The following is a 16,497-nucleotide window of genomic DNA, read 5'->3' on the forward strand; positions in this document are numbered from 1 at the left end:
TTAGGGAAGGAAGGTCGAAGGAACCGTGCCCAAACCTGCAGAAGGAAAAAGCCGCTACATGGCGGGATTGGACGGGTTGCGCGCACTGGCCGTATTGGCGGTGATAGCCTATCATTTAAATCTCCCATTTGCTCCTGGTGGATTGCTCGGAGTGGACGTTTTTTTCGTCTTGTCCGGATACCTCATCAGCGACATGTTGCTTGCGGAACGTAAGAAATTCGGTCGAATCAACATGAAGCACTTCTGGCTACGCCGCGCCCGGCGAATTTTACCGGCCCTCTTTGCCATGTTGATTGTGGTCGTGGTCTGGGTCACCCTGTTGCAACGGTCACAAATTCCAGCACTGCGCGGCGACGTCATGGCAGCCGTCTTATTTATCAGCAACTGGTATTATATCTTTCACCATGTCTCCTACTTCGCTAAGTTCGGACCACCGTCCCCACTGACCAACTTGTGGTCTTTGGCTGTGGAGGAGCAATTTTATTTGATTTGGCCATTGTTTCTGTCTGTGTTGCTCACGTTTCGGGCTTTTCGCAGGCGCGGTCCGCTGGTCGTTCTGACACTTCTAGTCACTGCCGCATCAGCAGTCGCAATGGCTGTCCTCTACCATCCCGGGATGAACCCAAACCGCGTCTACTACGGCACCGACACACGCGCCTACGCACTGCTGCTCGGCGCCGCACTGGCGATGGTCTGGCCGAGCGCCAAACTGGCTACTACTCTATCTCGCTCAAAACGCACGCTGCTGGATGGAATCGGCATCCTGGGCCTTTTGACCATTCTCTATATGGTCTGGCAGACCACACAATATGAAACCTTTATGTATCGAGGTGGTATGGTCCTGTTGTCCCTCGCCGCAACAGTGCTCGTGGCCACGCTCGCACACCCGGCGAGCTTGCTCAGTCGCCTGTTTGCATGGAAACCTCTTCGTTGGATTGGCGTGCGCTCCTATGCCATCTATCTCTGGCACTATCCAATCATCGCCTTGACCAGTCCCACGATGGACATGGACGGATTTAACGCGACGCGCGACATACTCCAAGTGGGGGCCAGCATCGTCATCGCAGCCCTCTCTTGGCGATTCGTCGAGGAACCGATTCGCCACGGTGCCTTGACTCGGCTATGGAAGCAAGTCCGAGCGGCCGTGAAAGGTCAAGGCACATGGCCTAAATATTGGTGGGCAGCGTCTTCCACGTCTTTCGTCGCTTTGATGATCTCGTTCGTCGGACTCGCTAACTTCTTCCCTGTACAAGCAAAGACCTCGGCGCCTTCTGGAACCGAAATCACGCCCACAGGGACCAACCATGCAGCCGGCACAGACCCAGGCACTCCCGCGTCTCCGTCCACAAGTGCATCGACTCAGCCGATAACCACGGAAACTCTGCGTCAATTGAAAGCGTCGCTCGGTGCAAGCGCACGAACTCATGGAACATCAGGTCAAACTGCGCCTTCCACGGGCACCTACCCATCGACTGCAGCGGCCGTTTACAAACAGTCCGGTGCCGGCGTGACGGCTATCGGCGACTCCATCATGTTTGACGTGTATCCGGATTTAAAACAGATGCTTCCAGGCATCGTTATTGACGCCAAAGTTGGGCGCCAACTTTATCAAACGCCGCCCGTCATTCAGAAACTGAAGACAGAAGGAGACCTCGGACACCGGGCAGTCATCATCGAACTTGGAACCAATGGCTCTTACACAAAAAGTCAGCTGTTGTCTTTGTTGCACTCGCTTGGCCCCGTTCATCGTATTGTCCTGGTCAATACGCGAGAGCCGCGCCCATGGGAGCATGCCGTGAACAAGGTGATTGATGAAGTCGCTGCCACCTATCCACATACGGTCCTTGTCAACTGGTATGCGGTCAGTGCTCCACCCAACGACTATTTCTGGCCAGACCATGTTCACTTAAACCCAACAGGCGCACACTTTTTGGCAAGTTTGATGGTCAAAGCGGTAGAAGCTCCCCCGGGGACGAAAGTTGTTCAGTGACGCCGCGCGGCGGCTCGACTCCCGGGCCAACTTTTGAAGTCGATTCCATCATCGGTCAAGACCATGGCGAATGGCGTAGATGGCCGCTTGCGTCCTGTCTTGCACGGACAGCTTGAGGAAAATACTGCTGACATGAGACTTGACCGTCTTCAGGCCAATCCCTAAATGGTCGGCAATCTCTTGGTTGCTCTTCCCCAATGCCAGCGCCCGCAGCACCTCTCGTTCGCGGACGGTCAAATCCAGAGCAGCGTCCCTTTCTCCCGGGCGCTGCAATTGGCCAATGAGACTTTGCTGAACCTCTTTGGAAAGCGTCCCCTCTCCGCAGTACGCGGCCCGCAACGTGGCAAGAATTTCTTTTGGAGAGGACGTTTTCAGCAAGTACGACGTTGCGCCCACCTGCAAGGCACCGACGACATGTGCGTCTTCAACAGAACTCGTCAAAATGACAATCGGCACGAGACAGCCGCTCTCCCGCAGCAACTTGGTCACCTCGATACCATTCAAACGCGGCATCAGTAAGTCGAGCAAAAGAACATCCACTGCCTGAGCGGTGCACAAAGGGCGCACTTTTTCAAGCGTCTCGGCTCCATCCGCCGCATCGCCCACCACGACAAATTCGGACGTCATCGACAACACCGCCGAGAGTCCAGTCCGAACCACAGCGTGATCGTCCGCTAAAAACACGCGAATGCTCATGTCAGTTTTCCACCTTTCCTCGCGGAACCACAACATTGACGGTCAGACCTGGATTTCTCGGCAGCAGTTCGAGTCGCCCCCCGAGACGTTTGGCTCGTTCGCGCATCGTCTGAATGCCATACGAGTCCGCCGTCGGTTCGCCCATCCCCCGACCATCGTCAGAAATGGACAATTCGAACGAGGCAAGTCCTTCTACCAACTGAACGCGGATAGCGGTCGCCTGTGCATGTTTGAGGGCATTGGCGAGTGCTTCTTGCAAGATGCGAAAAAGCTCTTCTTCCATCCACTCAGGCACTTGCGATTCCACTCGCCACGTTCCAACTACCTCTATCCCATGCCTCTCCGCTACGGCATGGAGCAGCTCGCTGGCTGCGTCGACAAAGGAGCGTCCTTCCAACTGCACTGGGCGCAGGTGCATCAGAAGCGCGCGCATCTCGCGCTGAGATGATTGTGCCAACTCCCCAATCATCCGCAATTGGTCCACGAGAGTCTCTGGCCGATCCGGTGCACTCCGCGCTCCTTCCTCGGCGGCATGGGCAAGAAGTGCCAAGCCAAACAGTTGCTGACTGACCGAATCGTGCAATTCGCGCGCCAGTCGCTGTCGCTCTTCCATAGTGGCAGCGCGCTCAGCATCGGCTGCGAGATTGCGGTTTTCTTCGGCCAACCGCTGTAAATCGGCGACTTGCTCAGCAATGGTCTCGCCCATCTGGTTAAAGGCTTTGGCCAGAAGATCGATTTCATCGCCGTTTCCGAAGTCCGCGACCCGGTGCTGCAACCGACCCGCCCCAAGGAGTGTGGCCGCCTCTTCGATATCCGTCAGCCGATGACGGTAGCCTTGCGAGAAACGAAATCCAATCAGCATCGCCAACACCACGTACGCGAAGCAACCACCAACGAAAAAAGTTGGCTTCACGTGGAGGAATGCCAGCATCCAACCCATCCCGAATCCAGCCAAGGCGAGAAAGCCGCTGATAACGATGAACGTGGTGCGCAGTGTCATCGGCTACACCCGAACAATGGCAACTTCGCCCAAATGGAGATTCACATTCAGACGGCAGCGGCGGGAAGATTGGGCATATCCCGGGTCTTCATGGACAACCTTGCCACCTAAACCGTCGTGCGAATTCTCTTTGTCCGCAAAGAGATGAATGCTGCCCACCCCGACCGTTGCAGAGACCGCCACGTCCAGCGATTCCGGCACCAAGATACGAATTTCGCCCAACCAGCCACTGACATCAAGAACATAGTCACCGTCTTCGATATACGCCGTCGCCAAATTGATGCGCGTCTCGCCGAGACCCGTCCAATACTCTGCGCTGCGAAGCGTCCAGGGACTCCGACCCACCATCAATTCACCAATCCATCGTCTCGCGCCGTAATCTGCGGGTGGTCTCCCATACTCCTTGGAATTTTGCCACGAACGTCTCCGGGGTCCACGAAAGGAGCGGCTCCAGGTACGCTGATACCGATTTCCTCGGGAGTCAAACGGATTCTTACTGTTGCCGTCGCCATCGTCCGTTGAGCGGTCTCCCATGTGCACTCGGACAAAAAATCCTCCCCCTCGTTTGGGGAGAACGAGGTCCAATCCAGCAAATACAAGAAGCAGAGGCCAGACTAAATTCCAACCACTGCCGATGCTTGAAAGTACCGGGGAGACATGCGCATCCTTGACCATCAGCAAAACTCCAAGTACAAATAGATAGAGCGGCCAAACGGCGTTACGGATACTCTTTGCCTCGAAGGCAAAATAAACTCCAATGAGAGCTGTAATGCCGGGCCAAATGACACCCCCGGAAAGCCAGATGGCGCCAAAGTGAATGACGTTCAACTTCGCCAAAAAGTAGAGAATCCCAATGAGCAACAACAGAAATCCCCAGCGAGAACCACGTCTCATGGTGTCATCCTTCTTTCTCGATTCGAATGAGGCTTGACCTTCATGCTATCGTGCGACGACTCTGCAGACAACGCTCGCGAGACGGGGAGCAGTATCCGACCAAAGGCGGAGATGCTTCTCCTCTCCTCGGTCGATGTCAAGAATCCCCGTGTCTTCTATGATTTTTGTACAAAGGTTCGTCCGCCACCTTTCCTGCGGGCCGACCCGAAGCGAAAGGTGGATGGTACTCGTGGGTTCTCTATTTCGCAATCGCAACTTCGTAATCCTCTTCTCTGGACAGATGGTTTCCATGTTCGGAAACAGTTTGTTTGCGCTCGCACTGCCATGGTATGTGTATAGCTTGACCGGATCGAAAGTAGATTTAGGTATTACCGGCTTGGTCAGCACGCTGCCCGGATTTGCGCAGCTCTTTAGCGGCGTGTTCGTCGACCGCTGGCCCAAACGCTTGACGATGATTCTCTCCGATTTTTTTCGTGCCGCACTGTCCGCTGCCATGTTCCTTGTGGCCATCGGTCACGAGAAACTCCTCATACTCTTGATTCTCTTATTTTTCCTCGAACTCGTGGGAACTTTCTTTAGTCCTGCTTCCAGTGCTTTCTTGCCATTAGTGGTGAGTGAAGAGTCGATACCGGCGGCGAGTGGCATGACACAGTCTTCCTCCTCCTTCGCACAATTGGCCGGCACCGTCTCGGGCGGAGCTTTAATTGGCCTGCTGGGGGCACCCCTTTTGTTTGTCCTGAACTCCATCTCGTTCCTGTGCTCTTGCATCAGCCTGCTCTTCTTGCGACATTCGGAAGACCGCTCAAAGTCGTCCTCCGCATCCTCGGTCCATGCCAACCGCGTCAACTCAGAGCAAACCGGATCTCCGGAGGCAGGAGCACAACCCACCATCTCCCGATTGCGCGTTTTCCTCGATGAGTGGCTCGAAGGGTTTCGCTTGTTGACCTCTACCCCATTTGTTCGCGTCATCATCGCCAGCGCAGTGCTCGTCAACTTCGCGTTCGCTCCCCTCTTCACAGCCTTGACGGCCTGGGTGAAAGGTCCTTTGCACGGAACCGCATTCGTGCTCTCCACTCTCGATGGAGGATTTTTTCTGGGTATCATCGGCGGGGGATTGCTCGTTGGCCCGCTCAGTTCCCGCTTGTCCCTGCGTCTTCAACTGGCCTCCGGGTTGGCGTTGATCGGCGTGTTTCTCGGTCTTCTGCCCGTCGTCCGCAACAGTTGGTTTGATGCGAGTTTGATGCTTCTCTGTGGCGTGTCCGTCGGTTTCATCAACGGTAGCTTATTCGCCACGATTGTGCGACTCATTCCACCTGAACTGCGCGGGCGTGTCTTCGGAACTCTCGGTGCACTCGTGAGCGTAGCCAATCCGGTCGGGTTGGCTATCACGACCGTCGTGCTGCCGTTCATTCCGCTCTGGACCATTTTTGTCGCCATCACCGTCATCTCACTCGGTGCGAGTTCCCTCTATCTGCTGCCGATGGAAGCCAATTCGGACTCTCTCCTCCTCGTGCCGGGCACCAGCGACCAGCAGTTCGAGGAGCTGTCCGAACCTCTTCTGTCTATGTCAGATAGCTTCGCGCCCGGCGCGTCATCCACGCCTGATGCACCAGAGTTGTGATTCTTATGATACATTGGAGCGGACAGTAGAGAACAACGCTCTGTAAAGACTGTGGGGGGAATCGACCGATGAACATCGTCATTCTGGGAGCTGGCGCCGTTGGCGGATATTTTGGCGGTAGACTGGCACTCGCTGGATTACCTGTGCACTTTTTAGTGCGGCCAAAGCGCTATGAACAGCTGCAACAAAACGGTCTGGAAATTAGCAGTAGTTATGGCCAATGGACCATCCGTCCGCAATTGGCCGCGAGAGCGTCCGACTTGACCGATGTCGATGTCGTGGTGGTTGGCGTGAAAAATTATCATTTGGAAGCCGCGCTCCCGGAACTCATGGTCTTAGTGGAGAAAGGCGCGCGAATCCTGCCGTTATTGAACGGCATGGACCATTTAACCACGTTGACCGATGCATTTGGGCGCGAACGCGTACTCGGTGGTACCTGCTACATTGAAGCCACGCTCGATGCGGAGGGTCGGGTGCTCCAGACTGGTCCGCTCCAGGACATCGTCTTTGGCCCGCGCGCGAGCGACGAGTCTTCCGTGTCTTTTGCAAAGGACCTCCACAGCGTTCTCCAGCAAGGAAACTTTCGGGTGACATTGAGCGAAGACATCGAGACGGATATGTGGCAAAAATTCACGTTTTTGACGGCGATGAGCGCGATTACCGCCGGAGTTCACAGTCCCATCGGTCCCATCGTGGAAGATGAAGTCACGCGGGCGTTTCTCTGCGGCGTGATTGCCGAAATCGTACAAATTGCCCGGGCTGATGGAGCCAAGCTCCCGGACAACGCCGAGAGTTACATTCTCGAACGGATGCAGCGCGCACCCGCCAACATGACCTCTTCCCTCCATCGTGATTTAGAGAAAGGGCTGGAACTAGAACTTGACAGCCTGCAAGGCGCGTTTCTGCGGCGGGCCGCTTTTCACCAAATGGCAGCACCGCACCTGACGGCCATCTACGCCTTGCTGCATCCGCACATCTACGGTCGCGTTCTCTCCGCGGAGATGGAGGTGACCGTGTGACCGACGCACGCGAGCAGGCCAAACGCATGGCAGCACAGGCTGCCGTGGAACTTGTCGAAGATGGAATGGTCGTCGGGCTGGGGACCGGATCGACCGTCTACTACGTCCTTCAAGAGCTATCGAAGCGCGTACAGCGGGGGTTAGACATTCGCTGCATCGGAACTTCGGCAGAGACGGAGCGCTTGGCCATATCGGGTGGGCTTCGCCTGACCAGCTTCGCAGAGACCGAGCGGATTGACATCGCCATCGACGGCGCAGACGAGGTGGACGCCAACCTCTGCCTCATCAAAGGAGGCGGAGGTGCACTGCTTCGCGAAAAAATTGTCGCCTCTGCGGCGGACCAATTCGTGGTCGTCGTCGACTCCAGCAAAGAGGTAGACAAGCTTGGAGCGTTCCGCATTCCCGTGGAAGTCGTGCCTTTCGGTCACGAACAAGTCGGTCGATCCGTCACGCGCCTTGGCGGCCAAGCTACTTTGCGCCGGGTCAGTGCCGCTGCCACTCTTGCCCACCGGCAAACAGCGAAGGATGTGCATGCGGACGACCCCTATGTCACGGACAACGACCATTTGATCTACGATTGTGATTTTGGCTTGCTGGACCATCCACAGAGGCTGCACGAATCCTTGAAACAGCTCGTCGGCGTGGTGGAGACTGGTCTCTTTTGCGGTTATGCAAACCGGGTCATCCTCAGCGACGGTCAGACGGTCTGGCAGCGGGAAACGAGGTAAAGTGCCAAGAAAACTGTTACAATTTCCTCAGTACCCTTGAATCGTGCGCCTGCCGGACTTGCTGCAGACCTTTGCAATGAGAGACGGCGGGTGCAACCAAGGGCTGCACATGGCCAGACAACAACCATTCTATGCTAGCCAAAGGAGGGAAGAGGTTTGCGCGTCGGCAGGACTCGCGTAGCAACCATCCAGCCCTGGACGAGCCGCGACTGCGCGAACCGCAGAGACCATGAAAGCGAGCGACTTTTTGGTACAGTGTCTGGAAGCAGAAGGGGTCGAGTACATATTCGGCATTCCCGGGGAAGAAAACATTGATTTGATGGATTCTCTAACGAGATCGAACATTCGATTCATCCTCACTCGTCACGAGCAGGCAGCTGCCTTCATGGCGGATGCGTATGGGCGCCTCACGGGAAGACCCGGCGTCTGTTTGGCGACTCTCGGTCCCGGTGCTACCAACCTCATCACTGGCGTGGCGAACGCACATCTTGACCGCTCCCCGCTGTTGGCACTCACGGGCCAAGCATCCCGGATGCGCCTACACAAGGAATCTCATCAAAACGTGGACACCATCAAACAATTCGAAGGTATCACGAAATACAATCAACAAATTCTCCACGGGCGTATCATCTCGGAAGTAGTTCGTAAGTCCTTTCAGCTTGCCACCATGGAAAGTAGCGGCGCTGTCCACCTGCAATTGCCGGAGGATGTAGCTCAGTCGACCATCGAGGAAGCAAAGCCCTTGCCTAAACCCCGCTTGGCAGCCCCACTCGTGCACCCAACGTTACTGACAGAAGCGAGTGCGCTCATCACCGACGCGAAGCGCCCCGTCCTGCTGGTCGGCAATGGAGTCATTCGCCGACGCGCATGGGACGCGGTCAAGGCGTTCGTCGACCACACCCATCTACCCATGGTCAACACGTTTATGGCCAAAGGTGTACTACCGTTCAACCATCCACAGAATTTGTTTACCGTCGGTGGCAGACCCTATGCGGAGGGACTGAGGCCCCTTCAGGAAGCCGATTTAATTCTGGCCATTGGGTTCGATCTCGTTGAGTACGACCCAGAAACATGGAACCAAGACGCCAGCCGCCGCGTCATCCACATTCACGAGACGCCCGTTGAGACCGACCGACACTTCCCTGTCGCCGTGGAACTGGTCGGCGAAATCCAGCACACGCTGACAGAACTGACCAAACTACTGCGCTCACGAGTCATGGCACCGGAGCACGCAGCCGTGCGTGAGCGTCGCCTTGCCGAATTGCAATCCATTCCGAGCGAAGCCGAGCGCATGCCGCGCCATGTCATGTGGACCCTGACCTCGGACTTGCCGGAAGATGCGATTCTTCTGTCGGATGTTGGCCTGCACAAACTTTGGGTCTCTCGCTGGTTCCAACCAAAAGCCCCTGGCCAAACCATTATCTACAACGGTCTCGCATCCATGGGTGCATCTCTACCAGGTGCCATTGCCAGCAAGTTGGTCTATCCCCATCGACCGGTGGTGGTGGTCTCAGGCGATGGAGGCTTTCTCATGAATTCGCAGGAATTGGAGACTGCGCGCCGTCTGGGATTGGCGTTTACGGTCATCGTGTTCAACGACAAAACGTACAGCCTCATTAAAAAGCACCAGGAAGATTCGCATCTGGCGGTGACGGAAATTCACTTCACCAATCCAAACTTTGAGGAGTATGCGCGCAGTTTCGGAATTGAACATCGGAGGGCCCACACGCCAGAAGAATTTAAGCAGCATCTTGAGAGTGCCATCGCCAGTAATACCCTCAATTTGCTCGAAGTCGTGCTTTAAGAAACGGCCTTAGCGCACGCTTGCGTGCCAACATCACGCTCCCAACAAAGGAGGTCATCATGTGGTCAAACAAACCAAACTTTGGATTGGCGGTCAGTGGGTCGATGGTGAAGAGACAATTGCCCTCAAGAATCCGCACACTGGCACCCTGATTGCCGAGGTAGCCTATGCCGGAGAGGCTCACGCCAAACAGGCCATTGAGGTAGCCGCAGAAGCATTTCGAAGCTTCCGGAAAGTCCCTGCCTACGAACGATCCGCCATTTTGCGCCGAGTTGCAGACGCTTTTGCGGCAAAGCGTACCGAAATCGCCTGCACGCTGGCCGAAGAGGCCGCCAAACCCATTAAAGCGGCACTGGCCGAAATCGACCGGACCGTGCAGACATATCTCTTTGCTGCCGAGGCGGCGCGTGACATCCACTCCGAGACCGTCCCGATGGACGCTGCCCCCCGCGGTGAGCACCACGTGGCTTATACCGTCAAACATCCTCTCGGAGTGGTGACGGCTATCACGCCTTTCAACTTTCCGGCAAATCTTGTAGCTCACAAGGTAGGTCCGGCTATCGCTGCTGGCAATACGATGGTTCTCAAGCCTGCGGAGCAAACGCCACTCACCTCTCTCCTGCTTGCTGATTTGTTTCAAGAAGCTGGCTTGCCGGACGGAGTGTTGAACATCATCCCTGGATATGGCGCAAAACTCAGCAAAATGCTCACCACGCACGAAGATGTCGCCTTTGTCACGTTCACGGGAAGTCCGCGCGTCGGCAAGCTGATTCGCCAGCAAGCGGAGTTGCGTCGCGTCACCCTCGAACTCGGTTCCAACTCGCCGTTGCTTATTGACGAAGGATTTACACCAGACGAGTTGGACCGCATTGCAGCCGAGGCCACCGCTGGCGCTTTCAACTACAGTGGGCAGGTATGCATCTCCATCCAACGAACGTATGTCCACCGCTCCTGTTTCGACTCGTTCGTGGAACGAATGGTCACACACGCACGTGCTTTAAAAATTGGCGATCCGCTCGATGCCAACACGGACATCTCTGCCCTCATCAACGACGCTGCTACCACACGGCTTAAACAGTGGCTGGACCATGCTGTTGCCTCTGGCGCAAAAGTTGAGACCGGGGGAACGTTTGACGGTAACATCATGCATCCGACCGTACTCACGAACGTTCCCGACAATGTGGAACTGAGTTGCGAAGAAGCCTTCGGACCGATTGTCCTGTTGGACACGTTTGACGAATGGGGCGAGGCCATCGCCAAGGCGAACCACTCCAAGTTCGGACTGAACGCAGGTGCATTCACCAAAGACCTTCAGCGGGCCATGCAAGCAGCCGAAGAACTCGAAGCTGGCGGAGTATTGCTCAACCAAATTCCCACCTTCCGCATTGACCAAATGCCGTACGGCGGCATTAAAGAGAGCGGTGTTGGCCGCGAGGGAGTACGTTACGCCATGGAAGACATGATGGACATCAAAATGGTGGCCATCCGCACGAATGCGTATGGCCACTGAGTGGGTGCCAAGTCCCTTGGATTTATGAGGTAGTACGGCGAGCCATCACCAATTGTGCCGGATATTCCACAGTCAATTCTTCCTTTGTCAGGCGCGAGCAGATGCTCGCGCCATTTTCTTTCAACTGCCGCAGTAGAGACTGATATTCCGTCCACGGGAGAGTCATCAATTCATCGTTGAACAGTCCAACATTCTCGACAAAGAAGCGGACTACTTTATCGGGATCGTCATAACGACAGGGCGTGAACACAGTCCGCACATCAAACGACGTAAGTTCTAGAGGTAGATACTTCGGAACGACCGTTTCGTCTGGAAGTGCATGGTCATGAGGCGGCAGCCCCGAGACGTGCTGGATGGGTTCAAACCAATCGCGCAAGAACGGCTCTTCAAACGGAAACTTGAGCGCGTGAAAACTCGCAAACAAGCCGCCTGGTTTGAGTACACGAGCAATCTCCTGAAGCGCCTTCGGAATATCCGTCAGATGAATGCTCAGCATGGCCAGGACCGCATCAAAAGTTCCGTCTGGAAAAGGCAAGTCTTCCGCAGATGCCATTTGAATGGACACCCACGGTTTGTCGTAGTGAACTTTCTTGTCCGCCGCCTGTTGGAGAAGCTTCTGAGCCGGGTCCACAGCAACCACTCGACCAGAGGGACCGACTTGGTCGGCGAGTCCTGCATCAAAACTGAGTGACCCGCTGCCACAGCCTAAATCGAGAACATGCATCCCTTCTTGAATATGAGCAAGTTCAAGAAGACGTCGACGCCACTTCGACAGTTCTGGTCCGAGATAGCGAATGACCGACTCGTAATCCTCCATCTCACTGAAGTGAGAAATGCGTAGCAAGTTGCTACGCGTCTCGGTATAACCCGTGCTGTTGAGCAATGCGCGTATGGCTTCAAGACGCTGTCGGCCAAGTTCGGTCAACCGCAAACACCGCACCCCGTCGCGCAAAAAAATTTCCACGGTGCCCATGGCCTGCATCAAAATCAACTCATCGTGAAGTGTATACCCAATCCACGGGCGATGCAGCTTTCCGTACACAAAGTCAGACTCTTTCATTTCACCGTAGTAATGAATGGCTAAATAATTTTCAAATGCAGTAATAACCGAATAGAGACTGACAAACTGGTCGAAACCGTGTTCCTGTACAAACTCATCCAGAAACGCCAGTGATTGGTCGGCGGAAGATTTGTCAATCAGCGGATCGCCCGAGTGATTGTAAGCGAGAGACAACGCCGTCGAGATGGCCGTCTCATAAATAGCGGTTTTCGGCACCCGAGCAGGGACTGGCAACGTGCCAAAAACTTGAGCGACATACTCTTCCCGCCAATGTTCGGTAGCGTAATCACGAGCATTCCAATAAAGAAAATCGAATAAATCCCCCTCAAATTCGACGCCTTGTTTGATGTAGGCAAGCCACGGGCTGATGACAATCGGAGAGGAGCCAAGACGGACCAGGAGTCCCCTCAACTTTTCGATATCCTGCACAAAAGGTCACCTCGATGATTTTATAGACGCGGGGGTGGGGACTTGGCAAAGTGACAGGGAACGCGCTTCATGGGCATGACGGCAAGAAGCCTCATGGCGACCTAGAACAATATGACGATACCACATTCATGGGTAGACGGCGACGGCCCATGATGACAACCACAGAACTTTTTGATATTTTCCAGTTCTACCATACTCTATTGATGTGCTCAAGAGCAACTGCTTTATGTAGACTCAACAGAATAATTCTACATTCAGCTTGGGTCGGCTCAGGTCACGTTTCGTGAGAAAATGTTTAATGGTCGCCTGGTCAAGAAGGTAAATAACAGAATATACAGAATACAATGCAACGACTGTATTGGAGGAAGGGAGGGTGGGTGCCGCTCGTTTAAACTCTTCAATCTAAGTTAGCTTTTGGCACGTATCAAAAGGAAGGTAGGTGCGTGTGTTGTCGAAGAAATGGAGAATGCTGCTCCTCATCTGGCTCATGATGTTCGTGGCATACCTAGACCGCATCAACATCTCAGTGGCTGGTCCTACGATGCAAAAGTCTTTGCATATGAGCCCAGTCGCATTCGGCGGAATTCTGTCCGCGTTTACCTTTGGATATGCCATTTTACAGATACCTGGTGGTTGGCTTGCAGATAAATTTGGCGCCCGCAGGCTTCTTGTCATCGCATTGGTTTGTTGGTCTGTGTTCACTGGATTGACTGGTCTTGCCACATCCGTGACGGTTCTCATCCTTGTCCGAGTTCTCTTCGGAGTAGGCGAAGGTCTGGAAAACGGCGCTCAGTTCAAACTAATTGGAGATTTCTTCGAATCCAAGGAACGGTCTTCTGCCAATGGATTGTTTTTGACGTCCATTGCCCTTGGTCCCGCTTTCGTCGCTCCGCTCGCCGTATGGCTCCTGAAAGTGGCGGGCTGGCACGGGATGTTTTTATGGTTTGTTATCCCTGGCATCGTGATGGCCGTCCTCATTGCCTGGTTGGTTCCAAAACAGCCAGACGGAGGTCCCGTGCATACTCTTGTTCTCACGAAGAAGGGACCATCGACGGTCTGGACGGACGTCTTAGCGCATCCGAGCATTTGGCTCTCCTTTCTAGCGTATTTCTTTTTCAATATTGCCTTCTGGGGATTTCTTGGGTGGATGCCGAGCTACTTGAGTGAAGCACGGGGAATCACATTGAGTAAACTAGGCTTTGACGCATCGTACCCTTATATCCTGGGGTTTTTTGGGCTTGTTCTGTTAGGATGGCTCGGCAACAAAATTCTCTTCAATTACCGCGCGGCGCTGATTGCTGTAAGTTATCTTCTGTCGGGAATTTTTCTATACACCGCCTACAATGCACATACTGCGAGTGGAAGTGTCTTTAGCTTGTCCATCGCTGGTTTCTTTCTGTACGGTGGATTTGGACCTATTTGGGCCGTGGCCCTCGACCTCATTCCGGACAATTTGCGCGCCACCCTGACAGGCTTTGTGAATTTCGGGGGTCAAATCGGGGGCTTTGTTGCGCCGATTACGGTTGGGGCGATTGTTTCAGCAACCAAGTCGTTCAACGGAGGTTTTCTGTTCATGATTGGCGGATTGGTGTTAGCTGCAGCGGTCCTCTTATTCCTTCAGGTCCTTCAGAACCGAACTGCTCGACGCATGTTGTCAACGACTTCGGGAGCACTCACGCCTTAAGTAAACTTCTCCTATCAGCGCAATGAACGTGAAGCAGAGGGCATGTAGCTCCTGCTTCACGTTCGCGGTTCATTTGCAGATGCATCACCAGCGCTATCCAACCGCATCCCCTTCACTCGCGGCAAACGCGAAGAAAGTTTATCTATCGACTGCCTTATACCCTGATTCTGCGACTTGACACAACTAAGGAGAGAACAACCCACGGGAATGAGCGTGTGTCCATCCGACCAGCCCAACGTCAGCATGGGAAACCTCTTGTCGTAGCAGTTTTAAGCGTGATCTTTAAACCGGGCCAGTAGTTCCACGAACTTGCCACGGTTTCGTTCGTACGTGGAGTCATCGACGACGAATACACGGACACGTCCTGTCAGAGGTCAATGCACTTGTTTTATGAATGGCCTCCGTACTAAGAAGTCAGAGGAAACCGTCGCCAGTTGTGACGAGGGGAATTCAGGAATCGATAAATCGTGTCCTTACCAAACTCAGCACCACCAGACTGCCTTAGCCAGCGGTTCAGGCTTCGTTGTGTGAATACGAGACTGAATATGACACTGAACACATCCATGACCGCGATCCCAGCCTGTTTAGTGATGTTCGACAGTCTTAGCAATCGAGCAATCTTGTACTCTTTGAAGAAGGCAAAAACCATAGATTGGAGTTGATCTTAATATTGGGGTTCACGTACCATTAGGGCAAACATCCTCTTCTCTGTAGATGGTTGTCTCAGCAACTTCAATCCAGCAGAAAATGAGGGTGTTTTTGCTTGATCGCCGCCTGAAATCTTAGTCGCGACAAGGATCTAAGCGCTCAAACCGGGTGCGAAACTTGTCTACCTGCCACGAATTTTGCCGCCAACACTGAGGAAATGAAGCGGAGATTTAGATTCCGATAATTGTCGGCTACCGATTCCGGCGACTGCGTAACAGTGGCCGATTTCAGTCGGAATGTCCGGCCGATATTTTCCGGAACAGGTGGCCGAATTGCTCCGGAATACGCAGTTCAAAGGTTAGAGGAGTGCCATGCTTCCAAACTAAGATCTTAAAGAATTCATGGCACCTAATCAGTGGTCTGGCAGTCATCAGGTGAGCTTATTTCCGGCCATGCAATTCAATGATTTCAACAATCTGCTCAAACGTGTAGTGATGGTTCACCACATCGACCACGAAGTCCTCAGCTACGTTTTGGTCCATTACGAAGGTGTACCCGTTGTACCCCAGAAACTGAAGGAGGATAGAAAAGCCGTTCGTTTATTGGCATTATGGAACGCATGATTTTGCGCTAGCGATTCAAACAGTGCAGCTCCCTTTGCAAAAATCGTTGGGTAAGCATCCTCACCGAACACCGATTGTTTAGGCCGACTTACCGCCGAATTGAGTAAATCTGGAGACTTCACTCCGGTCTGTTCATCTGGCGAAAACTCCTTTATTACCCAAAGATTTATCGCAATCGCTTCTTCGTCGGTAAGAAATGGGGTCATCTGTCTTTCAGACCTTCGATGGTCTTACGATATTGATCCACATTGGCTTGCAAGACCTCGAAGAATCGCGGATCAAGCCCTTGTGGAACTTTAGGAGAGTTCCGAAGCACGACTTCACCTTCATTCTCGTTTACGATGATTTCAAGATCATCACCAAGGTCTACATTAATTCTCTTCAACAGTTCTTTATTAAAGGTCACACCTAAACTGTTCCCGATCTTCGTGACTTTCCGGTGTACAGGTTCCATCTGGACTGCCCCCATTGCCAAAGGTTTCTCATCCTAGCGGTTAAAAACAAAACTTGAAATATTCATAACAGTGCCAGTGAGTAGAGCCTTCAATGTTGGTCCGTTTTTAGGAAAAACTTGAACCCCATTGTTCTTTAAGTCCAGGAAAAATTTTTTCCCACCTTGCATTCCTTTTTCTTGAATCATACCGTACAAAAACGGATACGCAGGTCCCGAAATGGACGGATTGTTGATGGCTACTGCGTTTTTAAACTCAGGCTTCAAGAAGACCAATTGACGCTCATTCTACCGAGGGGCCACGAACTCGCCACAGAAAACATGAAGATGCTTGTTGCCG

14 protein-coding genes are annotated in these 16,497 nt (G+C 53.6%); 7 read left to right on the forward strand and 7 right to left on the reverse strand.

What is annotated here, in order from left to right; genetic code table 11:
* The first annotated feature begins 58 nt into the window (after nucleotides 1–58).
* On the forward strand, nucleotides 59–1,990 hold the full coding sequence (locus M4I36_RS15255; RefSeq protein ID WP_258112616.1) for an acyltransferase family protein: 1,932 nt from the start codon (nucleotides 59–61) through the stop codon (nucleotides 1,988–1,990).
* A 48-nt stretch (nucleotides 1,991–2,038) separates the two neighbouring features.
* On the opposite strand, the gene M4I36_RS15260 is transcribed toward M4I36_RS15255, so the two are convergent.
* From M4I36_RS15260 to liaF, 3 genes are read right to left on the reverse strand one after another with little or no spacing between them, the layout of a single operon-like run.
* Nucleotides 2,039–2,686 carry a response regulator gene (locus tag M4I36_RS15260; protein WP_258112617.1) on the reverse strand — a complete coding sequence of 216 codons (648 nt, stop codon included), beginning with the start codon at nucleotides 2,684–2,686 and terminating at the stop codon, nucleotides 2,039–2,041.
* A 1-nt stretch (nucleotide 2,687) separates the two neighbouring features.
* Nucleotides 2,688–3,686, reverse strand: a complete 999-nt coding sequence (locus M4I36_RS15265; RefSeq protein WP_258112618.1) for a sensor histidine kinase — start codon at nucleotides 3,684–3,686, stop codon at nucleotides 2,688–2,690.
* 3 nt (nucleotides 3,687–3,689) lie between these two features.
* Entirely contained in the window at nucleotides 3,690–4,580 is an 891-nt protein-coding gene (liaF, locus tag M4I36_RS15270; protein WP_258112619.1) for a cell wall-active antibiotics response protein LiaF, read from the reverse strand.
* 229 nt (nucleotides 4,581–4,809) lie between these two features.
* Between liaF and M4I36_RS15275 the strand changes: the two genes are divergently transcribed.
* The 5 genes from M4I36_RS15275 to M4I36_RS15295 all read left to right on the forward strand — a co-directional run bounded on the left by M4I36_RS15275 (nucleotide 4,810) and on the right by M4I36_RS15295 (nucleotide 11,262).
* Nucleotides 4,810–6,201 carry an MFS transporter gene (locus tag M4I36_RS15275; protein WP_258112620.1) on the forward strand — a complete coding sequence of 464 codons (1,392 nt, stop codon included), beginning with the start codon at nucleotides 4,810–4,812 and terminating at the stop codon, nucleotides 6,199–6,201.
* A 68-nt stretch (nucleotides 6,202–6,269) separates the two neighbouring features.
* Complete coding sequence (locus tag M4I36_RS15280) at nucleotides 6,270–7,220, forward strand: ketopantoate reductase family protein (protein WP_258112621.1); 951 nt, start codon at nucleotides 6,270–6,272, stop codon at nucleotides 7,218–7,220.
* The gene (gene rpiA, locus M4I36_RS15285; RefSeq protein WP_258112622.1) at nucleotides 7,217–7,948 is read left to right on the forward strand and encodes a ribose-5-phosphate isomerase RpiA; all 732 of its coding nucleotides are present in this window, start codon (nucleotides 7,217–7,219) and stop codon (nucleotides 7,946–7,948) included. Before M4I36_RS15280 ends, rpiA begins: the two co-directional genes overlap by 4 nt.
* Nucleotides 7,949–8,177: 229 nt before the next feature.
* The gene (locus M4I36_RS15290) at nucleotides 8,178–9,752 is read left to right on the forward strand and encodes an acetolactate synthase large subunit (RefSeq protein ID WP_258112623.1); all 1,575 of its coding nucleotides are present in this window, start codon (nucleotides 8,178–8,180) and stop codon (nucleotides 9,750–9,752) included.
* A gap of 61 nt (nucleotides 9,753–9,813) precedes the next feature.
* Complete coding sequence (locus M4I36_RS15295) at nucleotides 9,814–11,262, forward strand: aldehyde dehydrogenase family protein (protein WP_258112624.1); 1,449 nt, start codon at nucleotides 9,814–9,816, stop codon at nucleotides 11,260–11,262.
* A gap of 22 nt (nucleotides 11,263–11,284) precedes the next feature.
* Here the strand turns inward: M4I36_RS15295 and M4I36_RS15300 are convergent, their stop codons facing one another.
* Nucleotides 11,285–12,751, reverse strand: a complete 1,467-nt coding sequence (locus tag M4I36_RS15300; RefSeq protein ID WP_258112625.1) for a class I SAM-dependent methyltransferase — start codon at nucleotides 12,749–12,751, stop codon at nucleotides 11,285–11,287.
* Between the two features lie 445 nt (nucleotides 12,752–13,196).
* Here M4I36_RS15300 and M4I36_RS15305 point away from each other — a divergent pair, with 445 nt between their 5' ends.
* Nucleotides 13,197–14,435: an MFS transporter gene (locus M4I36_RS15305; RefSeq protein ID WP_258112626.1), complete on the forward strand. Its 1,239-nt coding sequence runs from the start codon at nucleotides 13,197–13,199 to the stop codon at nucleotides 14,433–14,435.
* A 1,189-nt stretch (nucleotides 14,436–15,624) separates the two neighbouring features.
* Here the strand turns inward: M4I36_RS15305 and M4I36_RS15310 are convergent.
* The 3 genes from M4I36_RS15310 to M4I36_RS15320 are packed head-to-tail and all read right to left on the reverse strand — an operon-like array spanning nucleotide 15,625 to nucleotide 16,433.
* On the reverse strand, nucleotides 15,625–15,912 hold the full coding sequence (locus M4I36_RS15310; protein ID WP_374986438.1) for a type II toxin-antitoxin system death-on-curing family toxin: 288 nt from the start codon (nucleotides 15,910–15,912) through the stop codon (nucleotides 15,625–15,627).
* Nucleotides 15,909–16,160: an AbrB/MazE/SpoVT family DNA-binding domain-containing protein gene (locus M4I36_RS15315; RefSeq protein ID WP_258112627.1), complete on the reverse strand. Its 252-nt coding sequence runs from the start codon at nucleotides 16,158–16,160 to the stop codon at nucleotides 15,909–15,911. Before M4I36_RS15315 ends, M4I36_RS15310 begins: the two co-directional genes overlap by 4 nt.
* A 33-nt stretch (nucleotides 16,161–16,193) precedes the next feature.
* Nucleotides 16,194–16,433, reverse strand: a complete 240-nt coding sequence (locus tag M4I36_RS15320) for an ABC transporter substrate-binding protein (RefSeq protein WP_258112628.1) — start codon at nucleotides 16,431–16,433, stop codon at nucleotides 16,194–16,196.
* Between the last annotated feature and the right edge of the window lie 64 nt (nucleotides 16,434–16,497).

The organism is Alicyclobacillus sp. SP_1, from assembly GCF_024706985.1.
Lineage (GTDB): Bacteria > Bacillota > Bacilli > Alicyclobacillales > Alicyclobacillaceae > Alicyclobacillus_I.

Bases quoted from the DNA above. Each gene is read 5' to 3' on its own strand.
- M4I36_RS15255 (WP_258112616.1), top strand. From the start codon at position 59: ATGGCGGGATTGGACGGGTTGCGCGCACTGGCCGTATTGGCGGTGATA.
- M4I36_RS15260 (WP_258112617.1), bottom strand. From the start codon at position 2,686: ATGAGCATTCGCGTGTTTTTAGCGGACGATCACGCTGTGGTTCGGACT.
- M4I36_RS15265 (WP_258112618.1), bottom strand. From the start codon at position 3,686: ATGACACTGCGCACCACGTTCATCGTTATCAGCGGCTTTCTCGCCTTG.
- liaF (WP_258112619.1), bottom strand. From the start codon at position 4,580: ATGAGACGTGGTTCTCGCTGGGGATTTCTGTTGTTGCTCATTGGGATT.
- M4I36_RS15280 (WP_258112621.1), top strand. From the start codon at position 6,270: ATGAACATCGTCATTCTGGGAGCTGGCGCCGTTGGCGGATATTTTGGC.
- M4I36_RS15290 (WP_258112623.1), top strand. From the start codon at position 8,178: ATGAAAGCGAGCGACTTTTTGGTACAGTGTCTGGAAGCAGAAGGGGTC.
- M4I36_RS15310 (WP_374986438.1), bottom strand. From the start codon at position 15,912: ATGACCCCATTTCTTACCGACGAAGAAGCGATTGCGATAAATCTTTGG.
- M4I36_RS15315 (WP_258112627.1), bottom strand. From the start codon at position 16,160: ATGGAACCTGTACACCGGAAAGTCACGAAGATCGGGAACAGTTTAGGT.